Source organism: Halomonas sp. H33-56 (genome assembly GCF_040147035.1).
Classification (GTDB): Bacteria; Pseudomonadota; Gammaproteobacteria; order Pseudomonadales; family Halomonadaceae; genus Halomonas; species Halomonas litopenaei.
Genome location: NZ_JAMSHP010000001.1, coordinates 3,214,712 through 3,228,997, shown reverse-complemented (window position 1 = coordinate 3,228,997; position 14,286 = coordinate 3,214,712). Strand labels below are relative to the sequence as shown.

Here is a 14,286-nt window from a genome sequence, read left to right as displayed (position 1 = left end):
CCTCTGCCACCTTCGGGTTGTTGCGCAGTATCGGTGGTGGGGATACCCTCTTGTGAGATTTTTCGATTCTGCCTTTCACGCTTTTCTTGCGGAGCTGAACATGACGCTATTTGTGATCTGGGTGCTGGCCTTTGCGGTACTGCTGGCGGTGATGAGCAAGGCCTGGGACAAGGGCCTGAGCTGTGCCCTGGGCAGCCTGCTGCCGGCGGTACTGCGCAGTGACGATGACCAGTGGATCTGGTGCCCCGCCCTTGCCGTGCTGGGGGCCACCTTCATCGTCTTCCCCATCGATATGCTGATGACACTGCTGGTGATCGGCATCATCGCCCTGGTGGGCTGCAAGCTGGGCTGCTGGGTGATGGGCAAGGTCCACTAGTCGGTGGTGACGTGAATCACCTGGCGTTCACCTGGTGATCACCGAAAGGGCCCTGAGGCGGATACGCCTCAGGGCCCTTTGTATGTAACGCAGAGATGTTTGCGGCGGAGCGAAGTGCTGTTGTCGCTTACAAGGACAAGCCCCTTTCGCGAGCGCCTTCGTCAAGCCCTCAGTAGGGGGCAACACTCTGACGTGAACCGCTGCCGATCAGGCGAACACGCTGCCCCACCTGGAAGGCCTGGTCTGCCTTCTGCACGACGACCACGGTCTGGCCGCTGTCCTTGCGAATCTCCATCTCCCAGGCGTCGGTGCGGTTGACGCCTTTCTCGATCTGGTTGCCGGCCACGGCGCCACCGATGGCACCTGCGGCGGTGGCGATGGTGCGACCGGAACCGCCGCCGACCTGGTTGCCGAGCAGGCCACCGATCACCGCGCCACCACCGGTGCCGAGGATGCCGCCGGCGGAGCTTTCACCCTGGATCTGGACGCGACGCAGGGCGGTGATGGTGCCGAACTGCACGTTCTGGGCGGTCTGAGCCTGGTTGCCGGAATAGACGTTGCCCGAGTACTGATTGGTGGCGGTGCAGCCGGCAAGCACCACGACGCTCAGCGCCAGGACAGGAAGGATGGAAGTTTTCATGGCGATTCTCCTTGAATGTCTTCTGCGCCGCATTCTGAACGCATCGGTTCGGGTCACATTCGCTTGTAGTGGTACCGCACCAAAGTTCGCAAACGCTGTTCGAAAATAGTGTAACGCCTGTTTGGAGGCTTTGACAGGGCGATGGTTCCCCGGATCCAACGATGATCGGGTCTCGTCCGTCCCATGGTGGCCGTCCGCCTGTCGCCCTTGTCGCCCCGCGACTGCCACTGAGTCGCGCCGACAGCGCTTTCCTGACATTCATCATATGCCGAACCGGACCTGCCAGGCCAATGGGCATCGGAGGGAGTCGCATGGCTGCAGTTGTCGGACTCGCTGGAGCCAGACGTGTTAGTTCGAGAGTAGGCCCTTGCCAGGGAAGAAGGAAAGGCTGGCTTGGCAGGGCAAGGTCACGGACAGCAAAAAGGGAGGCCGACGGCCTCCCTTTCTCACAGTCACAGGGCTCAGTGTCTGGGCTCAGTGACTGGGTGCCGCTGGCCCGCGATCCTTAGCCGAACTGGTTCATGGTGTTGTCCTTGCCGCCGGCCTTGAGCGCCGCGTCGCCGTGGAAGAACTCCTTGTGGTCGTCACCGATATTGGAGCCGGCCATGTCCTGGTGGCGAACGGTGGCGATACCCTCGCGGATCTCGCGGCGCTGCACACCCGCCACGTAGGCCAGCATGCCCTCGTCGCCGAAGTAGCCCTTGGCCAGGTTGTCGGTAGACAGGGCGGCCGTGTGGTAGGTCGGCAGGGTGATCAGGTGGTGGAAGATGCCTGCCTCGCGGGCGGCGTCACGCTGGAAGTTGCGCGTCCACTCGTCGGCCAGTTGGCCAAGCTCAGTGTCGTCGTAGCGTGCGTTCATCAGGTCGGCACGCTCGTAGGCGGAGACGTCCTTGCCTTCGGCTTCCCAGGCGTCGAACACCTGCTGGCGGAAGTTCAGCGTCCAGTTGAACGACGGCGAGTTGTTGTAGACCAGCTTGGCGCTGGGCACCGCCTCGCGGATGCGGTTGACCATGCCGGCGATCTGGCCGACGTGGGGCTTTTCGGTCTCGATCCACAAAAGATCGGCACCGTTCTGCAGGCTGGTGATGCAGTCCAGCACCACCCGGTCTTCGCCGGTGCCAGGCTTGAACTGATAGAGGCCGGAGGCGAGACGCTTGACCTTTACCAACTTGCCGTTCTGCTTGATCACCACGTCGCCGTTGTCGATATCGGAGGCCGAGGAAATCTCTTCACCGTCGAGGAAGCTGTTGTACTGATCGCCCAGGTCGCCTGGCTCGTTGGTGACCGCGATCTTCTGGGTCAGGCCGGCACCCAGGGAATCGGTACGGGCCACGATCACCCCATCATCCACGCCCAGTTCAAGGAAGGCGTAACGTACGGCGTTGATCTTGGCGATGAAGTCCTCGTGGGGCACGGTGACCTTGCCGTCCTGGTGGCCGCACTGCTTCTCGTCGGACACCTGGTTCTCGAGCTGGATACAGCAGGCACCGGCCTCGATCATCTTCTTGGCCAGCAGGTAGGTGGCCTCGGCGTTGCCGAAACCGGCGTCGATGTCGGCGATGATCGGCACGATGTGCGTTTCGTGGTTGTCGATCTGGTTGGTCAGATCGTCGACCTTGGCGCTGTCACCGGCTTCCTTGGCTTCTTCTCGGGCACGGAACAGGTGGTTGAGCTCCCAGGTGTCGGCCTGGCGCAGGAAGGTGTAGAGCTCCTCGATCAGCGATGCCACGCTGGTCTTCTCGTGCATGGACTGGTCGGGCAGCGGACCGAACTCGCTGCGCAGGGCGGCGACCATCCAGCCGGACAGGTAGAGGTAGCGGCGCTTGGTGTTGCCAAAGTGCTTCTTGATGGAAATCAGCTTCTGCTGACCGATGAAGCCGTGCCAGCAGCCCAGAGACTGGGTGTAGTTGGCGGTGTCGGCGTCGTAGGCGGCCATGTCCTCGCGCATGATGGCGGCGGTGTAGCGAGCGATGTCGAGACCAGTGCGGAAACGGTTCTGCACGCGCATGCGGGCGGCGCTTTCCGGATCGATGTTGTCCCACTTGCCGCGCTGGGCTTCACGAAGCTGGGTCAGGGTCTTCAGTTCTTCACGAAAGGTCATGATCGGGCCGTCCTGATGTTGAATCGACTGTTTGGTTCGACGTTCTGATACGACTTGCCTGGCATCCATGGTGAGGGGCGGTGTCGGGGCGGTCGCTTTCGACCGGCCTTTGGCTCCAGTGGCTTGCAGGCTCTTGCGGTTGGCGTCATTGCAAGAGGATCGACTGCTCGCCATGCCATGCTGCACCTGCGAAGTGTAGTCAGGTTCCTGCACCTTGGCCGAGAAGTCTTTACGGCCTTGGTCGAATCTTGGCGGAACGGTAGAGGTCGACTACAAAGTGAGCGATCTGACTCGCCATCGAGGTCTGTCCGCTGCGCCATGGTTGTGACTATGGCCCACAGCGGCGGGGGTTCGCCATTGGTACTTGGGGGGACAAGGCGTTGTAGTCCGACTACAGGAAAGCGCCGTAGAGGCACATTCCTGTAGTTGAGTTTCCTGAACGGAGGAGCTGACGGAGAGGTCAGTCGTTCAGGGAGAGGGTCATATTGCGATGCGGAATGCCGGCGTCGAGGAAGATATCTCCCTCGGCGCGGAAGCCCAGGGCTTCGTAGAAACCGAGCGCATGGGTCTGGGCGGCGAGCTCGACGCTCGAGTGAGCACGCTGTCGCGCAGCCTCGATGGTGGCGCGCATCAGCGCCACGCCGACGCCGAGTCCACGGGCTTCGGCAAGCACCGCCACGCGACCGATATGGCCATCGGGCAGCAGTCTCGCCGTACCCAGTACACGCTCGTCCTGGCGCGCCAGGAAATGCAGGCAGTCAGGATCGAGGCCGTCCCACTCTTCCTCGATCGGCACCTGTTGTTCGATGACGAAGACGCGATAGCGAATGTCACCGGCCGCTTCGCCAAGTTGTTCCCAGCTTCCCTGTTCGATCACCACCTCAGGCATCGTCGTCCTCCATGTCGTCGACCGGCCAGCCAAGGCTGCCGGCGTCGAACAGCCGTGTCAGCACCTCGGCGGCGCCGGGGTAGTCGAGCAGCGAGGCGTCGAACTCGCCGCGGTTGGCGATCTCGCGGGCCAGCGCCAGATCGCAGTCGATGCCGTCGCCGTCGGCAAACAGGGTGGCCCGGTCGTCCGCCAGAGCGTGCCAGGCGAAGCGAGAGCCCGGCGCGGCCACCAGCACCTCGCCTTCCTGTAGTGCAGCAACAAGCTCGTCTGGCGCTGTCGGTGTCTCGCTGGGTTCGAGCTGGTCCACGTACTTGGGCTGGGTCATCACCCGGCCGAACCACTGGGCCATCTGGGCCGGATCGTCCAGGGTATCGAGGATCAGCTGGCGCATGCGTGACAGCGCCGCCTGATCGAGTTCGCCCGGGTCCTCGGCCGGGGTCATTCCGGCATCGCCGTAGCGGCGAGAGGGGGGTTGCTGCTCACCCAGGTAGTCGGCGAAGGAGGTGATCGCCTCGTCCGCCGAGGGGGCGCGAAAGCCCACCGAGTAGGTCATGCAGTCATCGCTCTGACTGACCCCATGGTGCGCCCAGCCGGGGGGCAGGTAGAGCATGTCGCCGGGCTCCAGCACCCAGTCCTGTTCGGTGTTGACCTCGAAGGTCTCGAGGATACGCAGGTCGATGCCGCGCACGATGGGTGCGTCATCGGCCACCTTGCCGCCAAGCTGCCAGCGGCGCTGACCGCTGCCCTGGAGCAGGAAGACATCGTACTGGTCCAGGTGCGGGCCGACACTGCCCCCCGGAGGCGCGTAGCTGACCATGATGTCATCCAGGCGCCAGCGCGGCAGGAAGGTGAAGTCCTCCAGCAGGGCGGCGACCTCCGGCACATAGTGATCCACCGCCTGTACCAGCAGGGTCCAGTCGCGCTCCGGCAGGCGGGCGAAGGTGGCCTCGTCGAAGGGGCCGTGGCTGACCTGCCAGGGTCCGTCGGGGCCCTGTTCCTCGACCAGGCGTGCCTCGATATTGTCCTCGCAGGCGAGCCCGGCCAGTTCGTCTGGCGTCAGCGGGTTGTCGAAGTCGGGGAAGGCGCCACGGATCAGCAGCGGTTGCTGTTGCCAGACATCGCGCAGGAACTCTGCCGATGTCAGGCCGCCCAGCAGGGTGAGGGGGGTATCAGTTGACATGAGGAATCCTGATGGTGATTGGGAGTAGCGGGCTCGGTATCGGCCCCGGCCCCGAAGAGAGGGCTCCAGAAACGCCTCACCCCACCGATTGGCGGGGTGAAGCGGGGTTCTGTCAGTGGCTCCGGCTCAGTGCTGCGGCAGGGCGCGAGCCTGCTCGACGGCATTGCCGATGTAGTTGCCGGGGGTCAGCTGCTTGAGCTCTGCCTTGACCTCGTCGGGCAGTTCCAGGCCATCGATGAAGGCGGCGAAACCGGCCTGGTCGATGCGCTTGCCGCGGGTCAGCTCCTTCAACTTTTCGTAGGGCTTCTCGATGCCGTAGCGACGCATCACCGTCTGGATTGGCTCGGCCAGCACTTCCCAGCTGGCGTCCAGGTCCTCGGCCAGACGCTGGGGGTTGGCCTCCAGCTTGCCGATGCCTTTCAGCGAGGCCTGGTAGGCGATCAGGCCGTAGGCCAGACCGACGCCCAGGTTGCGCAGCACGGTGGAGTCGGTCAGGTCACGCTGCCAGCGGGAGATCGGCAGCTTCTGGGCCAGGTGGGCGAGGATGGCATTGGCCAGGCCCAGATTACCCTCGGAGTTCTCGAAGTCGATCGGGTTGACCTTGTGCGGCATGGTCGAGGAGCCGATCTCGCCGGCCACGGTGCGCTGCTTGAAGTAACCCAGCGAGATGTAGCCCCAGACGTCACGATCGAAGTCGATCAGGATGGTGTTGAAGCGACACACAGCGTCGAACAGCTCGGCGATATAGTCGTGGGGTTCGATCTGGGTGGTATAGGGATTGAAGGTCAGGCCCAGGCCTTCGACGAAGGTGCGAGCGTTGGCCTCCCAGTCGATGTCCGGGTAGGTGGCCAGGTGGGCGTTGTAGTTGCCCACGGCGCCGTTGATCTTGCCCAGTACCTCGGCGCTTTCGATCTGCTTGAGCTGGCGGCGCAGACGGTAGGCCACGTTGGCCATTTCCTTGCCCAGGGTGGTGGGGCTGGCGGTCTGGCCATGGGTGCGCGACAGCATTGGCACGGCAGCGTGCTCTTCGGCCAGACGGGCGATCTCGTCGGCCACCTGGCGCATGGTCGGCAGCAGGCTGTCGAGGCCATCGCGCAGCATCACGCCGTAGGACAGGTTGTTGATGTCCTCGCTGGTGCAGGCGAAGTGCACGAACTCGGTGACGGCATGCAGCTCTGCATTCTCGGCAATGGCTTCCTTGATCCAGTACTCGACCGCCTTGACGTCGTGGTTGGTGGTGCGCTCGATGTCCTTGATGCGCGCCGCGTCGGCTTCGCTGAAGTTCTTGACCAGGCCATCCAGGAAGGCTGTGGCGGTGGCCGACAGCTCCGGCACCTCGGTGATCTGCGGGTGCGCGGCCAGGCGCTCCAGCCAGCGGATCTCGACGATGACGCGGGCGCGGATCAGCCCAAATTCGCTGAAGTGTTCGCGCAGTGATTCGGCCTTGCTGCCGTAGCGACCGTCGACGGGAGAGAGGGCGGTGAGAGCGGAGAGTTGCATGGCGGTTTTCCGGTACGGGTAGGAAAGGAAGATCGAGCGATCAGAGGGTGTCCAGGGCGCGCTTGAGGCTGCCCCGCTGGAAGATCAGCTTCCAGCGACGTCCGCCCTGCTGGTGCCACAGCAGGCCGAAGCGAATGCCGGAGAGCAGGCAGGCGCGGACCCGCTCCGGCATCATCCGGCTTTGCAGCAGCGAAGGGTCGCCCTGGACCACGATTCGGTTCTTGAAGGTGGAAAGCGTCTGCTGGTAGGCCTCGCCGAGGCTCGCCACGACGTTCTCGTGGGTCGGTCCGAAGTGTTCGGCCTGGCCCTGGATGCGGGTCAGGTGGGTGCCGAGCGCGTCCATCATGTCGGGCTGGGTGCGCAGCTTGTTCATCAGCAGCATCAGGCTGAAGCCGTAGCGCATCACCACCGGGTTGGCCTGGCGTCGGCCGAGCACTGCCTCCAGGGTCTCGAGCCCCAGGCGCAGATTGTTGGGATGCCCGCCATAGATGGATTCGAAGGTTGGCGGGTTGGTTTCCAGGGTGGCGGTGATCTGGGTGTCCCAGGCGCGGCTGTCGACCTGGCCGGTGCGCGCCAGCTCGTCGACCAGATGGGCGGCCTGAAATACGCCGGCCAGGGCGATCGCCTGGCGAGCCGCCGGGGACTCGGGGGCGCGGTGGATAGGTACCGAATCGGTCATGCCGCTCGCTCCTCGGCGTTCCAGGTGGACCGGATGACGCCGCCGCCGAGGCAGACGTCACCGTCGTAGATGACCAGCGATTGGCCCGGTGTCACGGCCCGCTGTGGGTCGTCGAAGTGTACCGCGACGCCGCCATCGGCCCGGGTCGTCAGCGTGCATGGCACGTCGTCCTGACGATAGCGGGTCTTGGCGCTGAAGCGCCCCTCGGCGCAAGGCGGCTCACCGGCGACCCAATCCATCGCCTCGGTGGCCAGGCTGTCGGTGTACAACAGAGGGTGATGCTTGCCTTGAACCGCGATCAGCACGTTGCGCTCGAGGTCCTTGCCGGCCACGTACCAGGGGTCTTCCGAATAGTTGGCGAGACCGCCGATGCCGAGGCCCTGGCGCTGGCCCAGGGTGTAGTACATCAGGCCCATGTGATCGCCGATGACGTCGCCGTCCGGTGTCTCGATGGTCCCCGGCTGGGCCGGCAGGTACTGCTTGAGAAAGTCGCTGAAGCGGCGCTCGCCGATGAAGCAGATACCGGTGGAGTCCTTCTTCTTTGCGGTAACCAGATCGTGCTGTTCGGCGATGGCGCGAACCTCGGGCTTTTCGATCTCGCCCACCGGGAACAGGGTGCGCGCGATGGCGGCTTCCGGCACGGCGTGCAGGAAGTAGCTCTGGTCCTTGTTGCCGTCGAGTCCCTTGAGCAGTCGCGGGCGGCCGTCGCGCTCGCCGCGGCGAACATAGTGACCGGTGGCGATCATCTCGGCGCCGAGCATCTCGGCGTAGTCGAGGAACACCTTGAACTTGATTTCGCGGTTGCAAAGGATATCGGGATTCGGTGTGCGTCCGGCCTTGTACTCGGCGAGGAAGTGCTCGAACACGTTGTCCCAGTACTCGGCGGCAAAGTTGGCCGTGTGCAGGGGAATGCCGAGCTTCTTGCACACCGCTTCGGCGTCCGCCAGGTCTTCCATGGCGGTGCAGTATTCGGTGCCGTCGTCCTCATCCCAGTTCTTCATGAACAGCCCTTCCACCTGATAGCCCTGTTGGATCAGGCGGAGGGCGGAAACGGAGGAATCGACGCCGCCGGACATGCCGACGATGACTTTGCCGGTGGACGCTGACATAACGACTCTCGGAGTGGTGGGGCAAATGGGCGGTGATTATACACGAATTGCACCCGTCAACCGAAGCCTCAGCGTTCGTGCAGCACCTCCATCGGGAAGGTCTTGCCGGCCAGGGCGTCGCGGATGCGCTTGATCACCAGTGGGCTGCGCAGGCGGCCCTCGCGCTCCAGCGCCTCGACGTCCTCCAGGGTCAGCCAATGGATGGCCATGATATCCCGGTCCAGTTCGGTGCCCAGGTGGGCCAGCGCCATGCCGAAGAAGGCGTGGCTGTGGAAGGTCTTGCCGTCCGGGGCCTCGTACACGTACATGCCCAGGTAGTCGGTGATGCCGACCCGCCAGGCAGTCTCTTCGGCGACCTCGCGCAGGGCGCCGTCGCGGATGCGCTCACCGGGTTCCAGGTGGCCGGCGGGCTGGTTGAACAGGGTATGGGGGCCGCCACGGTCTTCTTCCACCAGCAGGAAACGACCGGCTCGTTCGACCACCGTGGCCACGGTCACGTAGGGGGTCCAGCGCATTATCGGCGTCTCCTTGTTGTAGGGGCTGAGCCCCGGGGGCGCTTTGGCGCGTGCAGCGTCTGGCGCTGCCATTGTCCCGGGGCCAGGCCGTCGAGCCGCCAGGGGCCGATGGCGACGCGTACCAGCCTCAGCGTCGGGTGGCCCACATGGGCGGTCATCCTGCGCACCTGGCGATTACGCCCCTCGCTGATGGTCAGCTCCAGCCAGCAGGTAACGGGATGGCGCTTCGGGTCCAGGGGCGGCGTGCGCTCGGGCAGCCCGCTGGTCGTCAGTCGCCGGACCTTGGCCGGCCGGGTGGGTCCATCCTTGAGAGTGACCCCTTCGGCGAGCGCCTTCAAGGCCCGATCGTCCGGCTGTCCCTCGACGAGCACTCGATACGTCTTCGGCTGCTTGTGGCGCGGGTGGCTGATACGATGAATCAACTCGCCATCGTCACTGAGCAACAACAGGCCTTCGGAATCGTAGTCGAGGCGGCCGGCCGGATAGATGTCCGGCACGTCGATCAGCGAGGCCAGGGTATTGCGTCCCTGGTCATCGGTGAACTGGGACAGCACCCGATAGGGCTTGTGCAGCAGATAAAGTTGACTCATGGGCGGGCTCGATGATCTGGCTCGGAAGGCGTGGCGGCGGGCCGTTTAGGCCTTTTCCAAAGATTGTCGACAAAGCCTACTCCGGGCGCGGGGGGTAATGCTATACTCCGCGCTCCACTGAATAGACCTGACAGGGGAGTTCTCAATGGGTTTCCAGAAAATTGTCGTCCCTGAGGGCGGCGAAAAGATCACCGCCAACGCCGACAACAGCCTGAACGTACCGAATAATCCGATCATTCCCTTCATCGAGGGTGACGGTATCGGTGTCGACGTGACCCCGGCGATGAAGATCGCCATCGACGCCGCTGTGCAGAAGGCTTACAACGGCGAGCGCAAGATCCACTGGATGGAAGTCTACGCCGGCGAGAAGGCCACCCACGTCTATGACGCGGACACCTGGCTGCCGGAAGAGACCCTGGAAGCGGTCAAGGACTACATCGTTTCCATCAAGGGCCCGCTGACCACGCCGGTCGGTGGCGGCATCCGTTCACTGAACGTGGCGCTGCGCCAGAAGCTGGACCTGTACGTCTGTCAGCGCCCGGTGCGCTGGTTCGAAGGCGTGCCGAGCCCGGTCAAGAAGCCTGCCGACGTCGACATGGTCATCTTCCGCGAGAACTCCGAAGATATCTACGCCGGCATCGAATGGAAGGCCGGTACCGCGGAAGCCGACAAGGTCATCAAGTTCCTGCGTGAAGAGATGGGTGTCACCAACATCCGCTTCCCCGAGAACTGTGGCATCGGCGTCAAGCCGGTCTCCATCGAAGGCACCAAGCGTCTGGTCCGTCAGGCCCTGCAGTACACCATCGACAACGACCGCGAGTCGCTGACCCTGGTGCACAAGGGCAACATCATGAAGTTCACCGAAGGCTCCTTCAAGGATTGGGGCTACGAGCTGGCCAAGGAAGAGTTCGGCGCCGAACTCCTCGATGGCGGCCCCTGGATGACCTTCAAGAACCCGAAGACCGGCAAGGACATCGTGGTCAAGGACGTCATCGCCGACGCCATGCTGCAGCAGATCCTGCTGCGTCCGGCCGAATACGACGTCATCGCCACCCTGAACCTGAACGGTGACTACCTGTCCGACGCACTGGCGGCGGAAGTGGGCGGCATCGGCATCGCGCCGGGCGCCAACATCTCCGACACCACCGCCATGTTCGAGGCGACCCACGGCACCGCGCCGAAGTACGCCGGCCAGGACAAGGTCAACCCGGGCTCGCTGATCCTCTCCGCCGAGATGATGCTGCGCCACATGGGTTGGGTCGAGGCCGCCGATCTGGTGCTCAAGGGCGTGGAGAAGGCCATCAGCAAGGGCGAGGTCACCTACGACTTCCATCGCCTGATGGAAAACGCCACGCTGTTCAAGTGCTCCGAGTTCGGTCAGGCCGTCGCCGACAACATGTAAGCGACGTACCGATCGTCCGATGACAGCGTCTGGTGCAGGTGATCGCTATCGCCCGTACCGGCTGTTCATCGCGGCGCTCTGAAAAGGCCCTCGCCCGCTCGGGCGGGGGCTTTTTGCTTTGTACGTTTTTTGCGTGAAAGCGTCCGTCGGATTTCCGATAATGGGAGACGGAACGGAACCCTGCCGCGCCGCCGACGTCCAATGCTCGACGCGGGTGGGCGCAGGCACCCGATTGACAGTGTGAGGCCTATGTTCAACGCAAGAGAGGAGGATCCTGTCTGGATCCGTGCCCCCTTCGCCGGAATGACCCGTCCGCCCAGTGAGCCGGGCGAGCAGGATGACGGTGACCTGGCGACCCAGGAGGCTGACCCCGAGGTGGCCAGGCCACCCATGTATAAGGTTGTCTTGCATAACGACGACTTCACCCCCATGGAGTTTGTGGTGGAGGTGCTGCAGACCTTCTTCCATCTGGACAGCGAGACCGCCGTGCAGATCATGCTGACGGTCCACAGCCACGGAAAGGCAACCTGCGGTGTCTTTACCCATGACATCGCCGAGACCAAGAGCCATCAGGTCAACGAGTATGCGAGAGAGTGCCAGCATCCGCTGTTGAGCGATATCGAGGCAGCGGACTGAGACGGGTCGATATCGGATCGCCCTGACAGTGCTGCCGCTGGCGGCGACGAGTGGTCACAGATCCGCACAAGCCGGCCCCGCGTTAACGAGAGACGGTTGCTGCGTTGACGAAGAACTTGCAACGGCGCCATTTGTACCCGATGTTGATGGTGCCGGACCACAAAAGATCCGATGCAAGCCCTATGCGGCGAGAAGGGGACTGCCATGCTGAGCAAAGAACTTGAACTGACCCTGAACACGGCCTTCACCGTGGCGCGTTCCAAGCGCCATGAGTTCATGACCGTGGAGCACTTGTTGCTGGCGCTTCTGGATAATGCTTCAGCATCAGATGTGCTGCGTGCCTGTGGGGCCAATCTCGACAAGCTGCGGTCCGACCTGCAGGATTTCATCAATTCCACCACCCCGCTGATTCCGGAAGACCAGACCGAGCGCGAGACCCAGCCGACGCTGGGCTTCCAGCGAGTGCTTCAGCGGGCCGTGTTCCACGTGCAGTCTTCTGGCAAGAGCGAAGTGACCGGTGCCAACGTACTGGTTGCGATCTTCTCCGAGCAGGAGAGCCAGGCGGTCTACTTCCTCAAGCAGCAGAACGTGGCACGGGTCGATGCGGTCAACTACATCGCCCACGGGATCTCCAAGGTCACCGGCCACGGCCAGAGCCCGTCTTCGGCGGCTCCCGAGGCCGAGGACGCCGAGGAAGCCGGCAGCGAGGCCGGCGGCAATCCGTTGACCGGTTTTGCCACCAACCTCAACGAGCAGGCCCGCATGGGCAAGATCGACCCCCTGATCGGGCGTGATCACGAGCTCGAGCGGGTGGTGCAGATTCTGGCACGGCGGCGCAAGAACAACCCCTTGCTGGTCGGTGAGGCCGGCGTCGGCAAGACCGCCATCGCCGAGGGCCTGGCCAAGCGCATCGTCGAGGAAGACGTGCCCGATGTGATCGGCGACGCCGTGGTGTACTCGCTGGACATGGGCGCGCTGCTGGCGGGTACCAAGTATCGTGGTGACTTCGAGAAGCGCTTGAAGAGCCTGCTGGCGGAACTGCGCAAGCTGCCCAACGCCATCCTGTTCATCGATGAGATCCATACGGTGATCGGCGCCGGTGCGGCGTCCGGTGGAGTGATGGACGCATCGAACCTGCTCAAGCCGCTGCTGTCCTCCGGCGAGCTGCGCTGTATCGGCTCCACCACCTTCCAGGAATTCCGCGGTATCTTCGAGAAGGATCGTGCCCTGGCACGTCGTTTCCAGAAGGTCGATGTGATGGCCCCCTCGGTCGAGGACTCCATCAAGATCCTCAAGGGGCTGCGTTCACGCTTCGAGGAGCACCACCAGCTCAAGTACACCGACGCCGCGCTGGACAGCGCCGCGCGGCTGGCGGATCGCTACATCAACGACCGCTTCCTGCCGGACAAGGCCATCGATGTCATCGATGAGGCCGGTGCCCACCAGCGCCTGTTGCCGCCGGAAATGCGCGTGGACACCATCGACGTCGATCAGGTCGAGGCGGTGGTCGCTTCCATCGCGCGGATTCCGCCGAAGAGCGTATCCAGCTCCGATCGCAAGCTGCTCGAGAACCTGGATCGCGATCTCAAGATGCTGGTGTTCGGTCAGGATGAGGCCATCGACAGCCTGGCGGCGGCGATCAAGCTGTCCCGCGCCGGGCTCAAGTCGCCGGACAAGCCGGTCGGCAGCTTCCTGTTCGCCGGCCCCACCGGCGTCGGCAAGACCGAGGTGGCGCGTCAGCTGGCCCATATCATGGGGGTCGAACTGCTGCGCTTCGACATGTCCGAGTACATGGAACGGCACACGGTTTCGCGGCTGATCGGCGCACCTCCTGGCTATGTCGGCTATGACCAGGGTGGTCTGCTGACCGAGGCGGTCACCAAGCAGCCCCACTGCGTGCTGCTGCTCGACGAGATCGAGAAGGCGCACCCCGAGGTCTTCAACCTGCTGCTGCAGGTCATGGACCACGGTCGTCTGACCGACAACAACGGGCGCGAGGCGGATTTCCGTCACGTCATTCTGATCATGACCTCCAACGCCGGGGTCGAGATCGCGACGCGTCGCTCGATCGGTTTCCAGACCCAGGACCACTCCACCGATGCCATGGAGGCGATTCGCAAGACCTTCACGCCGGAGTTCCGCAACCGTCTGGATGGCATCATCCAGTTCGCGTCGCTGGCCAAGCCTGTCGTACGCAATGTGGTCGACAAGTTCCTGGTGGAACTGCAGGCCCAGCTCGACGAGAAGCGGGTGCAGCTCGAGGTGGACGACGAGGCGCGCGATTGGCTGGCGACCATGGGTTACGACCCGGACATGGGCGCCCGCCCCATGGCTCGACTGATCCAGGAAAAGCTGAAGAAGCCCCTGGCCGAGATGATCCTGTTTGGGGATCTGGCCGAGCACGGTGGGCTGGTGCACGTCAGTCTGGAGGACGGAGAGCTTCACCTGTCCACCGACGTGGAGATGGCCGACGCGCCTTGAGCGTCGAGGCAGGCTTTGTGGGGTGTGGCCAAGCCTGAAGCCTGCCTGTTGGGCCTGCCTGCTGAGACTATCAGCAAGTTGGTTGCTTCGACTGGTCAGGAAGTGAAACTACGCGACGCCCCGTCAACGACGGGGCGTCGTCGTTTGTATCCAGCAGGGTCTGGACGGCAACAGCCGTGCGAATCCCC

13 protein-coding genes are annotated in these 14,286 nt (G+C 63.7%); 4 read left to right on the top strand and 9 right to left on the bottom strand.

Translation table 11 applies throughout. The features are described from left to right. Window positions 1-100: 100 nt before the first annotated feature. Window positions 101-376: a hypothetical protein gene (locus tag NFH98_RS13880; RefSeq protein WP_349622877.1), complete on the top strand. Its 276-nt coding sequence runs from the start codon at window positions 101-103 to the stop codon at window positions 374-376. A 169-nt stretch (window positions 377-545) separates the two neighbouring features. Here the strand turns inward: NFH98_RS13880 and NFH98_RS13875 are convergent, their stop codons facing one another. The 9 genes from NFH98_RS13875 to NFH98_RS13835 all read right to left on the bottom strand — a co-directional run bounded on the left by NFH98_RS13875 (window position 546) and on the right by NFH98_RS13835 (window position 9,579). Further along, window positions 546-1,016 (bottom strand): outer membrane lipoprotein, encoded by a 471-nt coding sequence (locus tag NFH98_RS13875; protein ID WP_108449068.1) that lies wholly within the window; start codon window positions 1,014-1,016, stop codon window positions 546-548. A 505-nt stretch (window positions 1,017-1,521) separates the two neighbouring features. Next, window positions 1,522-3,117, bottom strand: coding sequence for an isocitrate lyase (locus NFH98_RS13870; protein WP_108133257.1), 1,596 nt, complete (start codon window positions 3,115-3,117; stop codon window positions 1,522-1,524). A 460-nt stretch (window positions 3,118-3,577) separates the two neighbouring features. Next, window positions 3,578-4,006 carry a GNAT family N-acetyltransferase gene (locus NFH98_RS13865; protein WP_349622876.1) on the bottom strand — a complete coding sequence of 143 codons (429 nt, stop codon included), beginning with the start codon at window positions 4,004-4,006 and terminating at the stop codon, window positions 3,578-3,580. Next, the gene (locus NFH98_RS13860; protein WP_349622875.1) at window positions 3,999-5,186 is read right to left on the bottom strand and encodes a JmjC domain-containing protein; all 1,188 of its coding nucleotides are present in this window, start codon (window positions 5,184-5,186) and stop codon (window positions 3,999-4,001) included. Before NFH98_RS13860 ends, NFH98_RS13865 begins: the two co-directional genes overlap by 8 nt. A 126-nt stretch (window positions 5,187-5,312) precedes the next feature. After that, window positions 5,313-6,686 carry an adenylosuccinate lyase gene (gene purB / locus NFH98_RS13855; protein WP_108133260.1) on the bottom strand — a complete coding sequence of 458 codons (1,374 nt, stop codon included), beginning with the start codon at window positions 6,684-6,686 and terminating at the stop codon, window positions 5,313-5,315. A gap of 40 nt (window positions 6,687-6,726) precedes the next feature. Further along, window positions 6,727-7,365, bottom strand: a complete 639-nt coding sequence (gene hflD, locus NFH98_RS13850) for a high frequency lysogenization protein HflD (RefSeq protein ID WP_045992914.1) — start codon at window positions 7,363-7,365, stop codon at window positions 6,727-6,729. Further along, window positions 7,362-8,474, bottom strand: coding sequence for a tRNA 2-thiouridine(34) synthase MnmA (gene mnmA / locus NFH98_RS13845; protein WP_108133261.1), 1,113 nt, complete (start codon window positions 8,472-8,474; stop codon window positions 7,362-7,364). Before mnmA ends, hflD begins: the two co-directional genes overlap by 4 nt. 68 nt (window positions 8,475-8,542) lie before the next feature. After that, a complete protein-coding gene (locus tag NFH98_RS13840; RefSeq protein ID WP_045992993.1) occupies window positions 8,543-8,992 on the bottom strand; it encodes an NUDIX domain-containing protein in 450 nt (149 codons plus the stop codon). Further along, window positions 8,989-9,579 carry a pseudouridine synthase gene (locus NFH98_RS13835; RefSeq protein WP_108133262.1) on the bottom strand — a complete coding sequence of 197 codons (591 nt, stop codon included), beginning with the start codon at window positions 9,577-9,579 and terminating at the stop codon, window positions 8,989-8,991. The genes NFH98_RS13840 and NFH98_RS13835 overlap by 4 nt, the downstream gene beginning before the upstream one ends. 145 nt (window positions 9,580-9,724) lie before the next feature. Between NFH98_RS13835 and icd the strand changes: the two genes are divergently transcribed. The 3 genes from icd to clpA all read left to right on the top strand — a co-directional run bounded on the left by icd (window position 9,725) and on the right by clpA (window position 14,098). After that, the gene (icd, locus tag NFH98_RS13830) at window positions 9,725-10,981 is read left to right on the top strand and encodes an NADP-dependent isocitrate dehydrogenase (RefSeq protein ID WP_045992911.1); all 1,257 of its coding nucleotides are present in this window, start codon (window positions 9,725-9,727) and stop codon (window positions 10,979-10,981) included. A gap of 249 nt (window positions 10,982-11,230) precedes the next feature. After that, a complete protein-coding gene (gene clpS, locus NFH98_RS13825; protein ID WP_083970414.1) occupies window positions 11,231-11,617 on the top strand; it encodes an ATP-dependent Clp protease adapter ClpS in 387 nt (128 codons plus the stop codon). A gap of 204 nt (window positions 11,618-11,821) precedes the next feature. Next, on the top strand, window positions 11,822-14,098 hold the full coding sequence (clpA, locus tag NFH98_RS13820) for an ATP-dependent Clp protease ATP-binding subunit ClpA (RefSeq protein ID WP_045992909.1): 2,277 nt from the start codon (window positions 11,822-11,824) through the stop codon (window positions 14,096-14,098). Window positions 14,099-14,286 lie beyond the last annotated feature (188 nt).